The sequence below is a fragment of the Arsenophonus nasoniae DSM 15247 genome, assembly GCF_000429565.1.
GTDB lineage: Bacteria > Pseudomonadota > Gammaproteobacteria > Enterobacterales > Enterobacteriaceae > Arsenophonus > Arsenophonus nasoniae.
Genome location: NZ_AUCC01000062.1, coordinates 1 through 18,028, shown reverse-complemented (window position 1 = coordinate 18,028; position 18,028 = coordinate 1). Strand labels below are relative to the sequence as shown.

At 37.1% G+C, this 18,028-nt stretch carries 18 protein-coding genes and 2 pseudogenes; 3 read left to right on the top strand and 17 right to left on the bottom strand.

Annotated features, from left to right (window positions below; genetic code table 11):
* Positions 1 to 178 (top strand): annotated as a pseudogene (locus G468_RS25395) (IS91 family transposase); the annotation flags it as partial.
* Positions 179 to 326: 148 nt separating this feature from the next.
* Here G468_RS25395 and G468_RS24470 read toward each other — a convergent pair.
* The 10 genes and pseudogenes from G468_RS24470 to G468_RS0112145 form a co-directional block, all read right to left on the bottom strand.
* Positions 327 to 485, bottom strand: a complete 159-nt coding sequence (locus G468_RS24470) for a hypothetical protein (protein ID WP_210409090.1) — start codon at positions 483 to 485, stop codon at positions 327 to 329.
* The gene (gene sctE, locus G468_RS20790; RefSeq protein ID WP_210409091.1) at positions 467 to 1,015 is read right to left on the bottom strand and encodes a type III secretion system translocon subunit SseC family protein; all 549 of its coding nucleotides are present in this window, start codon (positions 1,013 to 1,015) and stop codon (positions 467 to 469) included. The genes G468_RS24470 and sctE overlap by 19 nt, the downstream gene beginning before the upstream one ends.
* Positions 1,008 to 1,481, bottom strand: coding sequence for a SycD/LcrH family type III secretion system chaperone (locus tag G468_RS0112180; RefSeq protein WP_026823365.1), 474 nt, complete (start codon positions 1,479 to 1,481; stop codon positions 1,008 to 1,010). The genes sctE and G468_RS0112180 overlap by 8 nt, the downstream gene beginning before the upstream one ends.
* Positions 1,482 to 1,490: 9 nt before the next feature.
* The gene (locus tag G468_RS0112175) at positions 1,491 to 2,282 is read right to left on the bottom strand and encodes a secretion protein EspA (RefSeq protein ID WP_026823364.1); all 792 of its coding nucleotides are present in this window, start codon (positions 2,280 to 2,282) and stop codon (positions 1,491 to 1,493) included.
* 58 nt (positions 2,283 to 2,340) lie between these two features.
* Positions 2,341 to 2,897 (bottom strand): annotated as a pseudogene (gene sseB, locus G468_RS20785) (type III secretion system translocon protein SseB).
* A 16-nt stretch (positions 2,898 to 2,913) separates the two neighbouring features.
* On the bottom strand, positions 2,914 to 3,270 hold the full coding sequence (locus G468_RS20780; protein WP_034249880.1) for a hypothetical protein: 357 nt from the start codon (positions 3,268 to 3,270) through the stop codon (positions 2,914 to 2,916).
* A gap of 94 nt (positions 3,271 to 3,364) precedes the next feature.
* Entirely contained in the window at positions 3,365 to 3,562 is a 198-nt protein-coding gene (locus G468_RS0112160; RefSeq protein ID WP_026823363.1) for a hypothetical protein, read from the bottom strand.
* A gap of 8 nt (positions 3,563 to 3,570) precedes the next feature.
* Positions 3,571 to 4,776: a type III secretion system inner membrane ring subunit SctD gene (gene sctD / locus G468_RS0112155; protein WP_026823362.1), complete on the bottom strand. Its 1,206-nt coding sequence runs from the start codon at positions 4,774 to 4,776 to the stop codon at positions 3,571 to 3,573.
* 2 nt (positions 4,777 to 4,778) lie between these two features.
* A complete protein-coding gene (locus G468_RS0112150) occupies positions 4,779 to 6,245 on the bottom strand; it encodes an EscC/YscC/HrcC family type III secretion system outer membrane ring protein (protein ID WP_026823361.1) in 1,467 nt (488 codons plus the stop codon).
* Positions 6,242 to 6,628, bottom strand: a complete 387-nt coding sequence (locus G468_RS0112145) for a hypothetical protein (protein ID WP_026823360.1) — start codon at positions 6,626 to 6,628, stop codon at positions 6,242 to 6,244. The genes G468_RS0112150 and G468_RS0112145 overlap by 4 nt, the downstream gene beginning before the upstream one ends.
* A gap of 204 nt (positions 6,629 to 6,832) precedes the next feature.
* Between G468_RS0112145 and G468_RS0112140 the strand changes: the two genes are divergently transcribed.
* The gene (locus tag G468_RS0112140; RefSeq protein WP_026823359.1) at positions 6,833 to 9,631 is read left to right on the top strand and encodes a two component system sensor kinase; all 2,799 of its coding nucleotides are present in this window, start codon (positions 6,833 to 6,835) and stop codon (positions 9,629 to 9,631) included.
* Positions 9,632 to 9,644: 13 nt separating this feature from the next.
* Here the strand turns inward: G468_RS0112140 and G468_RS0112135 are convergent, their stop codons facing one another.
* From G468_RS0112135 to sctR, 5 genes are all read right to left on the bottom strand, one after another.
* Complete coding sequence (locus G468_RS0112135) at positions 9,645 to 10,289, bottom strand: two component system response regulator (protein WP_026823358.1); 645 nt, start codon at positions 10,287 to 10,289, stop codon at positions 9,645 to 9,647.
* A gap of 171 nt (positions 10,290 to 10,460) precedes the next feature.
* A complete protein-coding gene (locus G468_RS0112130; RefSeq protein ID WP_026823357.1) occupies positions 10,461 to 11,510 on the bottom strand; it encodes an EscU/YscU/HrcU family type III secretion system export apparatus switch protein in 1,050 nt (349 codons plus the stop codon).
* 5 nt (positions 11,511 to 11,515) lie between these two features.
* Positions 11,516 to 12,298, bottom strand: a complete 783-nt coding sequence (sctT, locus tag G468_RS0112125) for a type III secretion system export apparatus subunit SctT (RefSeq protein WP_026823356.1) — start codon at positions 12,296 to 12,298, stop codon at positions 11,516 to 11,518.
* A gap of 9 nt (positions 12,299 to 12,307) precedes the next feature.
* Entirely contained in the window at positions 12,308 to 12,568 is a 261-nt protein-coding gene (locus G468_RS0112120; protein ID WP_026823355.1) for an EscS/YscS/HrcS family type III secretion system export apparatus protein, read from the bottom strand.
* Positions 12,565 to 13,215 (bottom strand): type III secretion system export apparatus subunit SctR, encoded by a 651-nt coding sequence (sctR, locus tag G468_RS0112115; protein WP_026823354.1) that lies wholly within the window; start codon positions 13,213 to 13,215, stop codon positions 12,565 to 12,567. The genes G468_RS0112120 and sctR overlap by 4 nt, the downstream gene beginning before the upstream one ends.
* Before the next feature lie 693 nt (positions 13,216 to 13,908).
* Here sctR and G468_RS0112110 point away from each other — a divergent pair.
* Positions 13,909 to 14,874 (top strand): hypothetical protein, encoded by a 966-nt coding sequence (locus tag G468_RS0112110; protein ID WP_026823353.1) that lies wholly within the window; start codon positions 13,909 to 13,911, stop codon positions 14,872 to 14,874.
* Positions 14,875 to 15,228: 354 nt separating this feature from the next.
* Here G468_RS0112110 and G468_RS20775 read toward each other — a convergent pair whose 3' ends face one another.
* On the bottom strand, positions 15,229 to 17,691 hold the full coding sequence (locus G468_RS20775) for a response regulator (protein ID WP_051297071.1): 2,463 nt from the start codon (positions 17,689 to 17,691) through the stop codon (positions 15,229 to 15,231).
* Positions 17,692 to 17,736: 45 nt separating this feature from the next.
* Positions 17,737 to 18,028 (bottom strand): integrase core domain-containing protein (locus G468_RS22995; protein WP_034249878.1); only part of this gene is annotated, 292 nt, incomplete at its 5' end.

Here is an 18,028-nt window from a genome sequence, read left to right as displayed (position 1 = left end):
AAAACCTGGGTTTGGAGCCCTTATCAAAGGTTTTTTAAATACTGACCCGTACCAATGTATTTTATGTGGAAACCGATTGCGGTTTATGAGTGCGGAAAAAGGAATACACGCCGTCACTTTACTGTCAGAAAGGCGGGATAAAATGGTCAAAAAACGATGGTTACAAACCGCAGCCTAGGAGTAGTGTGCCTATTATTAGGTTTTTAGATGATAATTTAACCGAATTACTGTTCTCATGGTTAATCAACGAGAAAACTGTCAGAATTTAATAGAAATATTGAGTTCAAAACACCTCCATTAATGCCTTACTGTATTGATTGAGATTCCTAACCATGAACTTTACCGGCAATATCCGCGACTTCCTGGCATTTGTCCTTATCGGCACCTAACAATATCGCCGTTTCAGCTGCAGCTTTGACCATTCCTGCAATGCCAGCAGTTAAATAAGAGGCACCACTGGCAATTTCTAATGAACCACCAACCACATCACCAACTGCGCCCCTTCAATTAGCTTGAGGGCTCCATAAACAGCCTCTACTGCGCCAACAATCCAATCAAAAATAGCAGCAAAAATACCGCCTCTTTGCGCTTTTTCCGATTGCTCAATTTGTTTGGCCAGCTGCTCTTGAAACTCTTTTACCCGTTGATCACGTAAAAATGCTTGGGTATCCGTCATCAATTGGCTTGCTTTAGCTGCCGCATTCGCCGTATCACCAAATGTCTTCAAACTCAGGTTGGCAGCCAGTAAAATCATATCGTTAATGGATACCTTTTCTAATTGATTTAAGGTAGTACCGTCATCAGCTTGAAAGGCACTCAATATGCGAGCAAAAGCCTGTTGTGCTTGTTGCTGGCTAACCACGCCGTTTTTTTCATCACGATCCACATTCAACGAAACATAGGTTGGCATAGACCACGCAGGTAAACTGGCTTTTTCAACCGGATTGCTATCATAAACATTAGGATTTTGTATATCCGCTCTATTCATGGGTGAAGTAACACTGATATTATTCATGGCACATTGCTCCCATTAAATAAGCTAACTTTTGCTGGGCATTTTCTCGGACTTCTGACCATTGCTCAGCCGGTAAGCAACGGCATATCCTTAGCGCAGCACGAAAAGACTTTTCTGCATATTGTCGATTGCCAAGCGCCAGATAACTAATACCCGCAAAGTAGGGACTACGTGGATCTTGCAAACGATTCATGCCCGCACGGCCAAAACAAAAAATAGCCTCTTCATGTTCATTCAGTTGTTGGCAGCAAGTTGCCAAAGCATAAACATATTCAAAATTACTTTGATTGAGTCGCATGAGTAAGAAAAAAATTCGCTTGGCACCGTGATAGTCGCCATAAGTCATCAGTTGCATCGCGTAGCGGTAAAGTAAATCAAGATCCTTTTGATCAACATTTGCCAAACCACTCAACGCCCCACCTTGCTGTACAAAGTCAAGTAAAGTGGCAAAATCTTTATTATCCATTGCTTCCCCCTACCGAATGTTTTGAGCAATCGATTTATTCATTTCTGCTAACATGGTTTGCATACTATTGATTAAACTGACCGTCACGTTGTAGCCTTGCATCACTTTTTGCAATTGCAGTTGAGATTGAGAGACAAAATCGGAAGCGCGGTTTGATACTGTTTCCAGCGCCGCTTTAACCGCTCCTAGCTTCCCTTGATCTAAACCACCGGCCGCCGCCAATACATCAGCAATATGTTGCATGTGTTCCCGGCTGATCTTTTGATAGGATCGAGAACCGACTTCCGGTAATCCCCAGATATAATCACTACAACGTTGTCCATCAACCTTAATACCATGTTCATCCATATAACGAACTACATCTTGCCAACTGGCTGATTGCATGCCATCGGCACCTGATTCAGCGATTTTTTCCCGTAATTTGGCTAATAAAGCGGCTGTAGGATCATTTTGTTGCAGGAAATCATCAATCGTCATACCATCAACGGTGACACCATGATTTCTCATATAGTCGATAACATCAGGCGGCAATTTTTCCAGCGCTTTATCGCCCTCTTTAGCAATTTTGGCGATGATTTCATCTACTCGATTAGCCATATCTTGCGCATCACGCGCCATTTCTGACTTGATTTGCATCTGGTTATATTTCAATTGCGCCATGTCAGAAAGTAAATTCATAAATAAATAGAGAACTGCGATTCCGCCGGATATAACATAATCGCCATTATTGGGATTATTATTATTCACTTGCCCTTTATTAAGAGACAAAGCCGTTTTAATGCCGCTGGTTAAATGGATCATAGCGACCTCCAACTATTTAATTTGTTTAACGTTATTTATTAACGGTTAGATCTGCCTATTAACGGATATTTTGCGCAATCGATTTATTCATTTCCGCCAACATGGTTTGCATACTATTAATTAAACTAACCGTCACATTGTAGCTTTGCATCACTTTTTGCAATTGCAGTTGCGATTGAGAAACAAAATCGGAAGCGCGGTTTGATACGGTTTCCAGCGCTGCTTTAACCGCTTGCAATTTCCCTTGATCAAGATCTTTGCCGTTTTTTGCCAAATACTGATCGATTGTCATGCCATCAACAGTAATACCATTATCACGCATATATTTGACAACATCATCGGGCAGTTCGCCGGTCGCTTTGTCACCTTTTTTAGAGACCTCAGCGATGATTTCATCAACATATCCTGGGCACTACGTGATATATCCGATTTTTGCTGCATTTGAGCATATTTTTGGCTGGCAATATCAGATAACAAACTCATAAATATATAGAGTATCGCAATACCGCCGGATAAAACTGAATCACCATATATTGCAGAGCTATCTTTAACCCCATTAAGAGATCCGGCATTGACAGAATAATTACCTGGTGCGTTTAAGATTGGATTAGTCATAATTTAGCCCTCATAACTAAATATAAGATTTAAAAGTTTTCTTTTTTGTATTTACTGCAGTATCTGATCCTAACAATGAACTATTTCCATCATCAGGTTCATGATTAATTGATTTAAATGTTTTCTCTATAACTTTGAAATTCTCTTCAAGGGAATTAATTTTAGCAAGAATATCCTTTTGGCATTTATCAATCCCTTCAGGAAACGCTTGTTCTAATTTCTTTAACTTATTTTGTGCGGTTGCACTATGGCCAGATTCTGCGGTCAATTGCTTTATTTCTTCTTGCAAAGATTCAAACTCTTTCATTTGCTCAAATAATAATGAACGACGAGAATCCAAATCTGATATTAATGCTTGAATATCATTAAACATAATTATTTCCTCTGGTTAAAAAATTTTAATAATGAAAATAAATTTATAAAAAATAGAAAAATAAAATAGTAAAACGTAAAAAATAAATATTTATTTAATTTTGCTTTTTATATCGTTGCGCTAAAATATTAATAACCTGTTTTGCTGCTTCTACAGCCTCCAATAATACCATCACATATTTCGCATCATTTTTTGCTAGGCTTTTTTGGCAATTATTTAATTGCTGTAAATAAATGGCCTGATATTCTGGTTGTTGCTTTAAATTCTCTTCCAATTTTGTGATACATGTCATATGACCTCCTAAAAAGAAAATGGAATATGAACAGAATTACCATCTCGATTTAAATCTAATCCAGTAAAATCGATATAACTTACAACATAACCATTGTCCAACTGACTATTATATTTAAGTCGTATACCATTACTTAACTCAACAAACGGTGCTTTGCTATTACCACCATAACTAACAACCTGGGCCGGAAGATAATCACTTAAATTTTCGCGCACAGGAATATTTTCAATTCTTACATCCCTATGCTGCCCGGTTGAAGCAGCAAGTGAATCAACTAGCTGCTGTATTTTCTGTTCTTTGTTCTGGTCGCTCAAGCCAGTGATAATGATGCTGTCTTGGCGAGATTCAACCATCAACCCACTTAATAACCCTTCACTGCGTAATGTATTGATTAATTGCTGACTAAAACCACCAACCGCATTGATTACCTGCCAATGACGTAAGCCATTTAATTGTCCAAGTTGTTGGGTAACATTATCCCATTGCTTACCCGACTGGATCGCGCCTGAAATAAGAATATCGCCTGCTGCTTTACCGGTTGTCACTCTCGCTTGCAAATAACCATTAGCGACTAGAATTGACTGCACATTTGCTACCAGCTGATCAATACAGATGGTTTTGTCACGAAAACGAATACCACGTAATTTCAATTCATTTTCTAGTTGTGTCAAAGCAATAAAATTTTTACAATAACCACTCAACGTTAGACCACCATTACTATCCCACTGTGATTGAATCTGTCCTAATTCAGGTGCCAATAACTGCTGTTTTAACCAAATATGTGGATCAAACAGGGTAGATGTTGATGGGGGTAATAACAGTACAAATAAACTTGCTAGCAAGATAAAGAGTGAAAATCCGCTCCACAGTAATAAACTCCATTTGGTTTTGTCGGCAAGTTTAGCTTCTGGTAATGGGCGCCATTGTAATGATTCATCAGCTCGCCCAACCATAAAACCGATACCGGCTAGCACAATGACTTGATTTAGTGGAATTGTCATGGGGCCAGTCTGCTCCCCGCCTTCAACTAATACTGTCATGGGCTGATTAAGCGTAATACCTTGTGGCTGTACCGTCAGTGATAAAGAGGAATGCCCGGTTAATGGTGCAATAATGTCACCCTCGATACCCATGGTCAGATCACCTTCAGGCAAAAATAATTCTCGCCCTTGCATCGGACCATTTAACCATAGCAATTTATAATCGCTTGCCATGATTAGCCTCCTTGATTGATAGGCTCTGCTTTAATTAAAAACAGACGTATCACACTCTGCTTACTACGATCTTCACTGCGGAACAAACCGCCAATCAGTGGCAAATCCCCTAATAATGGAATTTTATTTTGCACCGTTTGGTCTTTATCTTGTACAAACCCACCGAGTAATAAACTTTCACCCGTATTCAGAGTTGCTTGTGTAGCTATCTCCGAATTCTGGACTTGTGGTAATGGCTCACTATCATTAATCGCCTTCGTTTGCTGACCATCTTCGATATTAAGTGATAACATCACTTTTTTGCGACCATTACTATCAATCAGTCTCGGGGTTACACGAAGTAATGAGCCGGCGGTTACCGATTCTAGTTTTGCTACCTTATCGCCCTGTAATTTAGTATAAAAAGTGATATTTTTATCTAATACAGCTTGTACATTATTCAGTGTTACCACCGATGGGCGAGAAAGTATTTTCGCCTTAGAGACTTTCTCTAATGCATTCAAACGCACCATAAAATTGCCGGTATTGCCAATCACTGTTGAAAAATTATCACTGCCTGATGTACCTTGGTTAAAAGAGATCGTTCCGCCTCCAATTTTGGCACTGGCCGACCAGTCAATACCTAACTGATTAAAATCTGACGCATCGACATCAATAATCGATACAGATACTTCAATCATGGTTGGTGCGATATCAAGCTGTTTAATCAACGTGCTATACAGCCCCATATCGTGCTTATTACTGCTAACTACTACCGCATTCTGCCTTGGATCGGCGGCAAATGACGTTGTATCTTGTTGTGCATTTACGCCATTGGCATTCGTTTGATTCATCTGTTTCAGGACACTGACAATACCCGGTACGGTGACATTTTGTTTACGATATTGATAAACGGTGTCCGTCGCTGAAGCATATTTAAGCGGGAAAATGCGTATTAAACGCTGTGTTTGAATATTTTGTTTCGCTTCTTGATCAATCTGATTAATAAATCGAGTGACTTTATTGATACAGTCTGGGACGCCATAAACTTGTAACGCATTCAATCCATTAATCGCTTTAACTTCACAACTATTTTTATCTAAAAAACCGGCTTTTCCCATATAATTCAGCGCACGTTCATTTGATAAAGCACTAAGAGAAACGACTTGGTTATTCATTTCCTGTGCTTTATAAGCATGCAATACATCACCATCGTAATACCAAACTAAGCCATACTGTTGCGCTAAGAATGCCAGGATTTCTTTCGGTGTTTTGTTCTCAATACGACCACTGAAGGTATCCTGTATTTGTGGACTAATAGCCATAGGAATACCATAGGAATTACCAATATCTCTTATTACCGATGCAAGCGGTGTCCCACGGCTGACATAAACGAAGGGGTCGCTGTCCGGCCAGTGTATGGAAGAAATTGATGCCGCCTGCGCAACCGTGGTGGTTAATAAAAATAAGCAACAGAGTTTCTTTTTCATCTTTTTATACTCCGATAGCGCAATGATGGTGATGTCACAGGTTGACACAAACCTTCTTCCAAAAATTTAGCCAATGCCAGGTGAGCACAAATAGATTGAATAAGTAGGTTATCATCAATATCTTTGCCATAGGCTTGCCAGAGTACCCAATAAGAACCTCGATAATTTAGCCCCATATTCCGTCCTTCTGGACAGCTAACAAGCACTAAGCTTGCTTGTTGGTACCATATTTTACTGTTGGGTGGTATTATCTGAACGCCAACCGTGGCACCGAAAGAAGATGATAACCAATGTGCATTTCTGCCCGCACAAATTGCGTTCCAATTGCTTTCTGTTTTTTCAACAACTTCAAACAATCCAGTTGCGGTAAATCTCTCTATCATCGTCATGTCACCTTTTTTATCTGTTAACAAGTATGAGTAATACAATATCTTTGTCGTATCAGGTAAATACCTTAATCTCATCGTTAGCTAAACATATTAAAAATAAATAGAGAAATTTGAGTAGATTCTTAACCGCAATTTGCGTTATTGTTAACAAATTGTATGTATGTCTTTGTGCATACGTTTTAGGATAAGAGAGTAATTATGAATACACATTGGTGTTCGTCCTTAGTGACTAAACTCACCTTTGCCTTTATTTCGGTACTAATTAGTTTATGGATACTTATCGAAGTAAATTCTTATAACAATATCTATAGTGGTGCCATACAACATATTCTTATGACCTATCACCAAACAAGTGAAATACGGGCTCATTTGAATCGTAATTTATTTAAACAGGCAATTACTGACATTCAACAATTAGAACATCGCATTAGTGAATCCCAGTTTGAATGCCTACATTTTCCAGATCAACATGAATTGGTTGCCCGCCAAATTAATATTGGCTCTCATCCCATGGAAACAAATATGACTAATCTATGGGCGCTACAAACTTTTGGCACCTCAGGTCAACAAAGATATATTGATACATTTATTATTGAACCTGGTAAGAGTATCGCTATTTATGCGCTATCCACGATTGAACGCAATAATTTAACCAAACGAATAACTGAAATTACCGCATTAGCCAAGCAACCAACAACAGATGGTTTTCGTTGGAGTGAGCCATTTTACGACGCCGTTAGCAAACGTAGTTATGTACTGATGAGTTACACGCCGCCATCACAAAAATCTAATCATCAACAAGTCGGTTTTGTAATTGATATCAATGATATGTTAGATGTCTCTAATATTTACCATGCCAGTGATATCAACTTTTTCCTTACGCCCAAAGGCGTTCTATCTTTCAACAACGAGTTAAATATCTCTCAAAAGGAGATGTCCGATATCAAAATGCTAATGCCAACTTATACTCATTTGTTAGGATCACTGTATGGCATTGATATTGGCCATTATTATGCTATATCAGAACAAATCGATGGCCCAAATTGGCAGCAAATCACATTAATCCCTAAGGCATGTATTAAGCAAATTGCCTATACCCCTTTTGTCCATGAATTGAAATGGTCATTATTGTCATTTGCTATTATGACCATTGTGATGTTGTGGATTTTATGGCAATACCTGGCAAAGCCGATTCGTCACTTTGTTAATATTATTAAACAAGATGTGCAACCGACCTTTAGTCGCCGTTTACCTGAATCACGTAAAGATGAACTTGGTGATATTGCCCGCGCTTATAACGCGTTACTTGATACTATCAAACATAGTTATGATGAATTAGAAAACAAAGTGGCAATGCGTACCATTGAACTAACTGAAGCTAAACAATTGGCCGAGCGGGCTACAGCACGTAAAAGTGAACACCTTACCACTATCAGCCATGAACTACGTACACCACTTAACGGCATCACCGGATCGTTAGAATTATTGCAAACTACGCCGCTTTCCGAAAAACAAGCTAATTTACGTAATACCGCCTATACCTGTGCTAAATCGTTGCTCAGTATTATTAACAATATCTTAGATTTTTCTCGTATTGAAGCCGATCAAGTGGAATTAAATCTTCGTCGTTACCCGATCCTAAAAATCGTTGATGATGCCATGGTGACCATTCAGCCCCATTTAATAGATAAACCGGTTAAATTACACTGCATAGTCAATAATGACGTACCAGAATCTTCAAATTTAGATTCACTAAGAGTGCAACAGATTTTGGTCAATCTTTTGGGTAATGCAGCAAAATTTACTGAACAAGGGCATATCATACTCACGATTAAAGTAGAAAAAAATCAGCTCTGTTTTTATATAAAAGATACTGGCCCGGGGATAAAAGAAGAGGATCAGGTATGTATATTCCAACCTTTTGTCCAATCATCACACTATAAAGTGGGAACGGGGCTAGGTCTTTCTATTTCTGAGAAAATTGCCATTATAATGGGTGGAAATATTACCCTAAAGAGTAATTATGGCTATGGTTGTACGTTCATATTTCGTATGCCTTTACTCGAACCAAGTTCACCGATGAGTTTACAGCCAGAACCTATCGTTGCGCCGCATAAACTACATGCACAAATTGCTTTGTGGGGTGGCCAAGCTAAGGAAGGAAAAAATCCATTACTGGAAAATGAAGAGCTAACCTACTTGCCATGGCGATTATGGAAGCAGTTGTATGAGATCCAACACGGTATTTCACTGCCCTCTTCATCAATGTTATTCAAAACGATTATACCTTGGAAACTGAAAATACTATTAGTCGATGATGTTGCAACTAACCGCGACATTATTAGCCAAATGCTAATTGAACTTGGTCAAATGGTTTATACTGCCGACAGTGGTAGAGCGGCGCTTAAACTGGGTAAAAAGCATATTTTCGATTTAGTATTAATGGATATACGAATACCTGACATTGATGGTTATCAAACAACTCGATTATGGCGTAAAAGTAATGTCATTCTAGATACTGAATGCCCAATCGTCGCACTGACCGCAAACGCTAATCCAAGTGAGCATGAAAAAACAATATCATTAATGAACGGCTATTTGACTAAACCTGTGTCACTCGAGCAATTAGCCCAATGCATTGAGATGGCAGCCGAAATTCAGATCGATCGCGATATGCAACCTGAGGTTAACTGCGATAATGCAGAGCCTATTATGAAATTTTCTGAAGACGAGTTTAACCATCGGCTAGCTCAGCACTTTTCTGATATGATTAAACGTACTCAAGATTGCTTACAAACCTGTAATTGGGAAGATCTACGAAACATTTTACATAACATAAAAGGGAGCGCAGCCCTTACCGGTTTTGACAACATAGCAAAAATCGCAGCAGAATTAGAAAAACGTCTCGAATCACAAGGCCAGTTTTCTAATGATGAACTTGAGGTGTTATTAATCGCACCAGAATACAATCAATCTCTGATCCATCATGGCCCGTAATAGGGCCAAGCTGTTAGAATCCCATTCTGTGCGCCCATTTCATCAAATCTGCTACATTATGCGCATCGAGTTTCCTCATAATATTCATTCGATGAGTTTCGACTGTTTTCAAGCCGATCACTAATGCTTCAGCAATATCACGATTACGCTTGCCCTCGAAAATAAGTTTAAGTACCTGTTTTTCTCGATGGGTTAATACCGGAATATCCCCATTCTCAACCCCTTTTAAGGCAACAATTTTTGCTGCATCCAAATTAGGATCGATGAAAAACTTACCTCTACCGACACTTTTAATTGCCGCTATCAGTGTACTTTTAGAGCCATGTTTTAATACATAACCATTAGCGCCTGCATCAAGGGCATCGCGAGCTTTTCGCTCTTCTTCTGAAGCTGTCAATACAATTACCATCAATTTTGGCCAACGTTTTCTTAATTGACGAATAGCTTCAACACCACTCATGCCAGGTAAGCTAAGATCCATTATCACTAAGTCTGGCTGTAATTTTAGACAGGCATCATACACACCAAGACCATCAGTAACAAATCCAACTAATTCCAGATCGGAGTAGGGGGCAAGACAGCTTTTTAAGCCATCAAAGATCAAGTCATGATCATCCACCACAACGATCTTGATTCGTTTCAAATCCCCAGTAATCATTTAACTTCCCCATCTTGGTTTCTGTCACACTTGATACTCTAAATTCATAACCTCAAGCGATGGAGGAAACTACTTTAATAAGTAAAAACAATGCAACTTATTATTCATTATAATGCTTATCATTCCTACAACTAAAAGAGTGATAAGTTTCAAATTTTTATAAATAATTAATCAATCATCACTATCGTAACGAAGATCCATTACTAAGCGCAATAACTCAGCAACCGGTTCAAACAAGCTTTCTGGGATCATTTGTCCCGTCTCGACTTGTTGAAACAGCGCACGCGCTAGTAGGATATTCTCAACCATTGGGATACCTGCTTTTTCAGCAAGTTTCACAATATGCAAAGCCATATTATCTTGAAATTTTTCAACAACTTGAGGTAATGGAGTAATGCCAGGTTGGTAGTAAAGACAAACAACAATATGGGTTGGATTACGAATAATCACTGTTGATTTTCTTACATTGGCAACCACTGAATTACTCGTTATCTCTCGTTGTATTTCACGACGCTTTTGCTTAATTTGAGGATTACCTTCTGTATCTTTAAACTCTCGTTTTGTATCCTCCTTCGACATTTTTAACTCTTTCATTACATGATAATATTGAAAACCGTAATCTGCTATGGCAAACACAATATAACAAACTAAGAATCCTCCCCATAACCATTGAATTAGTGTAAAAGTTACCATTACACCACAGTCAATACCACAAGTTGGCAAATATTGAAATAGGTTAACATAATAATCTAATAAATAATAAAAAACCAAAGTGAGTACAATAACCTTTAAAATATTTTTTCCAAACTCAAATAGATTTTTCATTGAAAAAATTTGTTTAGCATTTTTGATAATATTCATTTTATTAAAACTAAATGCCAAACTTTTATGCGCCCAAATTGGCCCAGTTTGAACAATACAACTTAAGCAGATTGTGACAATTAATACCACCACCAAGCCAACCATAAAACGTAACAACAACATTATAAAGGAACCAATAATTGTTTTAGCCGCGACATCGATCGGTAAAGAGAGTGAGCGTACAGTTAAAATAATTAATTCACCTATTGCATTAAATAAAGCATGCCCTTCAACAATTAAATAACCGAGAATGACAGCCATTTTTAATACTGTCACTATCTCATTACTTTTAATGACTTGTCCTTTTTTACGCGCCTCATTCATCCGCTTTTGTGTAGGCTTTTCCGTTTTTTCAGCCATTAATATCATCCCCGCCAAAGTTGGAATAAAGTTGAAACGTGTTTTTCAAATAGTTGGATTTTTATAAAATAGTGATTAAATGCAAAATACATACTAACCAGAAGAAGAAACACAACTAATACGCTTTTAATTGGCATAGAGAGGAAAAACACATTAAGCTGCTCTACCGAACGATTAATCAATCCTAATGCAACATCAACTAAAATCATCACCACCATGGCAGGCATAGCAAAACTCATACAGAGTTCTAACATCATATGCCACTGTTGCTGTATGAATAGCAACAGTGAAGCATTAAATGATAATGGTGCATTTGGCGGTAACACATTGTAGGAATGATAAAGCGCAGTAAGTAACGCATTGAAACCACCAGAAACTAAAAATAGAACACTCAATATTTGGGTAAATAACATGCCAAAAATTGAAGATTGTAATCCCATTAAAGGATTTAAGATGGTTGACATCGAGGCACCGCGCAAGGTATCGATAATAAATCCCGCCATATCAATAGCCCAAAAGGGAATGGCGGCGCAAAAACCAAGCACTAATCCAATAAGTAACTCTTCACTGTATAGAAACACTAACTCTATTACAGTTTGATGAGTGAAATCGATTGGCATGGTTTTAATTATCGGCGCAATGGGCAAAGCAAACACTAATACCAAGCTGTTACGAATCAAACTACTTCCCATTGCTCCCCCTTTAAACAGCGGCAATAATAGTAACATTCCAAGGGGCCGCATCATGCTTAATGCCAACCAAGGCACCATTTGCATTAGGCTATTCATCTAATCCTCTTATTTACCTATTTGATCAAAAGATAAAATAGCGTAGTTAAGTAGTGCACTTCCCATCCAGTGATAACTTACCGCCAAGGTAATACATACAGCGACTAATTTAATTAGAAACTGCAATGTCTGGTCTTGGATTTGTGTGAGGGCTTGCAATATACTCACCAATAACCCAGTGATGGATGCTACTATGACAATTGGTAATGAAAGCAGCAGCACAATCCATAACAACTCCGAAGTAAAATGAATTATGGTGGACTCATTCATGAAAAAGACACCATCAATTGACCGATAAGTTTGTCCCAGCCACCCATTAAAATAAAAATTAATAATTTAAAGGGAAGCGCGATTGTCATTGGGGAGACCATCATCATCCCCATTGCTAATAAAACATTAGAAACGATAAGATCGATCGCAACAAACGGGAGATAAATTAAAAAACCAATTTTAAATGCGGCTATGAGTTGACTCATGGTAAATGCAGGAACCATGACTAATAAAGAGTTAGGAGATAATGAAGTTTGATATTGTTTAGGCCAAATTTTATAGCCTATTTGGGTAAAAAATTTAATTTGTTCTTCGCTGGTATTTTTTTTCAAAAAATCTCTATATGGCGTAATAACGGAGGAATCAATTTGTTCCATTGAATTAACCGAATTCCAATCAATCGGCTGGGCTTTAATATTATCACGAATTGCAAAACCAACGGGTGCCATAGTAAATAAAGTTAATATTAATGCCAAACCATAAATAGCCATATTAGGCGGAATTTGCTGTATGCCTAACGCATTGCGTAACATTGATAAAACAATCGAAATTTTTAAAAACGAAGTTCCCATTACTGCAAACAAAGGCATTATGGATAAACAAAAAAGCACTACAATTAATTGCATCGGATTATTAAATAACGACATAATACCTCCACTGACTCTATAGAAATAGAGTATCCATGGTACGATGAAGCGAAAATATCCGGTAAATACCTGAGAACAGTTAAAGAAAAAATAACTGTTTTATAAAAATTTTGAAAACTCTTTGTCTCAATAAATGATAATTATTTACTGTAATTTATTTAAAATGATATATATTTTTCATAAATTTGTTAAACAACATACTGGTTATCACCAACAAAGTCCAAATATATTTTATAAAATAATAAAAAACATATTTTAAATATATTTTTAACATAAATATAAAATTCATTTTCCATAAAAAATAATTTGCAACTTATTTTAAAATAATTTTTTATAAGCTTGTAGTCAATTTTTATTGCTTTGCTATTCTTTAAAAACAAGCATTTAGTTTTCTTGAGCAAAGCACTATTCTATAACGTAGACTAGTTATATAAAAATAGGGTTATTTTCCTAAAACGGCTTTATCATTATAAAAATGAAGTAAAGAATATCAATATTTAATGCAAACAATTAATTAACCTCTTTCGACAAAATTTTTCTCTATTTCTCTGTTTTATCTTTGAAATAAAATTTTATAAAATCTCAGTAGTTTACTGGATATAACTGTATAAATTCAACTGCTAACTTCACTTTGCTATATCATGGAGCAAAGTTGTTTATTAAGAAAAATAAATTATACCTAGGGAAATTATAATGTCATTTATTCTTTCAACACCAAATAATCCCTTATCAATCAATGACTCCAGGCTTAATGCAGTTAAAGCAACTAAAGAAAAGTCATTAAAATACAAAGGGAAAATTAATGTTTATAAAAAATGTAATAAATATATTCATAACATTAACGTAATCACGATTGATACAAATAATGCATTTAAGGGATTTTCACAATTAGAACAATCTGTTTTTAAGAAAAATAAATTAAAATTATCTGAACAAACTGAAACATTTATTATCAATGACACATTAACTAGTCAAATAAACGTTTCAAATAATAACCCAGTCGCAGAAACAGCAAAACTGAAAGCTGAAATCACGCTACAGTATGCAAATTTTCAACACTTGACCAACTTAGCTGCATTATCAGAAGAGCTGGCTAATATGTATCATCAAATACATTTACAAAAGGTAGTAGAGATAAAAAAAGTAGAAAATATTAAATTAGAAGCGATAATAGAAAAGCAAAATATTAATGAACTAAAAAGCTATTTAAAAAAATTACATAGCTATAATAGAAAATTACAAGGAATAATTATTCATAATCTGGAACTATTACCGACACCATTAGAGAGAACATTACCATTATTAACTAATAAAAATGCAACTGCCATTATTAAAGATGCTCTTATAGAAGCAAGCCGTCCACCTAAAAATATATTTACTCGATTAACTAAATTCATTTTTCCTGAGTGGTATGAGCAGCAACAAAAAGAGATATTGAGTTATGAAGTAAAACTTGGAAAATTGCATAATTTAGTTTTACGTTTGCAAAAAATAAAAGGCTTCGAAGATGTTGCGGCGGCCGCTTGGTTACACGCAATGGTGCGACAATTATTTCTGCAAGCAACACCAAAGCCTTATCCATTTGATCCTTTAAAATTGCTTTCACCTGAACATCGATTATGGTGCCAAAAATTGAAAATATGGGGAATTATCTCTTAATTATCGCTATTGCTAGTGAACGTCTAAATAAGTAAGGATATAAACCTGGTAGGTTAATCCAAAAACTTATTGGCGATTTTTAAATTGGTTTATATTCCAACTCGATGCTAGATGAAATATCACATCGAAAATAATAAGCCATGCAAAGGAAACCCTGTAGCAGATTAAATAACTCGCCAGTCTCTATGCTACAGCCTAGACAAAAATGCGAATTAATTGAGATTAACAGACATAATAGCCAGGGGGAAAGTTAATATTCCCCCTTTCTTATCAATTTAATCGTTATATACACTATAATATTATGAAATAGATTAATACACCCTCTGTGATCAACAAATTCCTGCTATTATTCCGCTATATCATACTATTTTCTGATAATGCTATTGTATTGGTTTTGGCTAGATCATTATGCTCATTTAAACGCCCATTAACCGCCACCCGAAAAGTGTCAGTATAGTAAAATAGCGTTTCTAAGGTTTGGCTATCAGCACAAAATCCTCCTTTTTCAATCCGCCAGCAAACGCGTAAAGCAGGCTGATAGCATAATAAAGCAAATACGCCTTTCATCCGATGCACATGTAGTGAAAGTGCTTCCTCATCTATCGCCGTCGATCTTAAATTATGCAGTGTCGCCAGATCCTGTTCTATTCCTTCCAAAATTGCTTGTAATAATTGATATTCTTTCTGTTTATCACCACTAGCTAAGGCACTAATACCATCAAAACTGAGTTCATTTTGTGAATTAACTAGCTGATAATATCGAGCAATTTCCGATAATAAGTGATCTTGTGTTAATGGTTTAACCAGTACACCATCCATACCAGCAGCCAGGCACAGTGATAATTCTGAACTAAATGCATTAGCGGTACACCCCAAAATAACTTGGGGCGGCAAATTACGTTGCGCTGATGATGTTCTTAATACCCTTGTTAATTCATAACCATTCATCCCTGGCATCTGACAATCCGTTAATACCATATCAAAATAATTTTCTTCCATCAGCGTTAATGCTTGCTCTGCACCTTCAGCAAGGGTTACCCAGTGTTTAGAAGCAGCCAATTGTAGAGATAGCACTTGCAGATTGGCTGGTAGATCATCAACTAATAAGATATTGAGTGATTCTGGTTGGATAATTCGGGTAGGAGAAGCTTCTTCTTCTTGTAGCTCACTCTGTTTTAACGGTAAATCCATATGTGCCAACGTGCCACCACCCGGAGCCGCTTGTAACGTAAGCGTTCCATCCATCAGCGCCATTAATTGGATTGATATTGGTAATCCTAAACCTGTTCCCCTTGAATCCGCTTCCACTTGGACATAAGGCTGTAAAATTTCACTATACATATGTTCTGGGATACCACAACCGGTATCTTGCACATATAAGGAGAGCATTTCGGTTTCACTGTTCGCTACGCGTTGTAGCCCTGCCCTTAACGCAATGAAACCTTCATCAGTGAATTTAACTGCATTACTGAGCAAATTATTGATCACTTGAGTAATACGGGTGGCATCAAGTAGATAATAATTTTGCTTGGGAATCGTTAATTCAAGCGTGAAACCTAATCCTTTATCCTGAGCAATGGCACAAAAAGGTTCGGCACACTGTTCCAACAAGGCATACAATGCAACCGGCTGTAAATTCAATGTCACCGTGCCAGATTCAATACGCGTGAAATCCAAAACATCACCGATCACACCCAGTAAAGAGTTTGCAGCTCGACTGGCGGTATGTAAAGGTACATTTTCCGGTAATTGTCTGACCTCTAATTCCAATATACCAATAATGACATATAATGCCGTGCGGATCTCATGGCTAATATGCGCTAAAAAAGCTGATTTTTCATTACTCGCTCGTTTCGCCTTATCACGTTCTGTTCGTAATTCTCGCGCCAATAATTTTCGCTCAGTAATATCAAACCAACCACCAATTATACCCTGCACAATGCCTTCTGCATCACGGTAATGCTCTAACCATAAATAGACTTCTCGCATTTGCCCTTGAATAGAAATTGAACAATCAGAAAAATAGGCGGGCGCACCGGATAAGCAACTAAGAAATTGAGTAAATATTTCTACTTCGTCATCGGGTCGAAAAAAACCTTGTGAAAATAGCGAATGACCAATGATCCTTTGACGTGGCAAATCCCCCATCTCATGTAAAAACCATGGATTGGCAGCCGTAATATTCATGATAGGATCACAGACAAACATTGGAGCAGGGATCGTATTGAACAACGTTTCCCAATAAGCTAATGAGTTCTGTAACGCGTTTTTTGCCGCTTTACGCTTTCTGATCTGACGTGTTAACCAACTACCCCAAAATATTGAAGTAATTGAGATCATGGATAACAAACTACCCCAAAGAATTATCCAAGAAGAGAGACGTAATACACTATAAGAGGTGAAAAAAGTGACCGGTGATAACCATTTCTGATGTAAATAACGCAGATCTTTTGGCGATAACGCATCAATCGCTTTATTCAAAATATTAACTAAGGGTGCATAATCAGCAACTACTGCATAGCGGGCATGTAATAAATCTCTATTGAGGGAGTTGATTAAAATAGAATCACCATAACGACTTGACTGAAGATAGTTTGCACTCACAAAATTATCTAACGCCGCATCTGCCGCGCCCGCTAATACCATTTCAATGGCCTTATCCATATTTTCAACTTCAATCAACTCAATATCAGGTTCGTGGTCAAATTCTGTCAATAATATGTGACCACGTACCACTACAATTTTTCGATGACGTATGATAGGACGTGAGATATTTAAAAGGGAAACGTGCGATAAATGTGGATCTACCTGGGACAAACTGGATCTATCTGGGTGTAATGGTCAACAAATTCTGTAGAAGATCTAAGCGGCATTTTTTAGTTCATGATATTTTTGATGTGGCGTTAAATAACCAATCGTTGAATGGCGTCGATAATAATTGTAAAACTGAATATAATTTTCAACTTCACAGACAACAGATTGATGATTCATAAACGATAAACGGTTAAGTCTTTCTGTCTTTAAACTCCTAAAAAATCTTTCCATCACGGCATTATCGAGGCAATTACCTCGCCGACTCATGCTTTGAGTTATTTTCCGTTCAAAGAGGTGCGCCCTAAACTCCTCCGATGAATATTGGCAACCTTGATCTGAA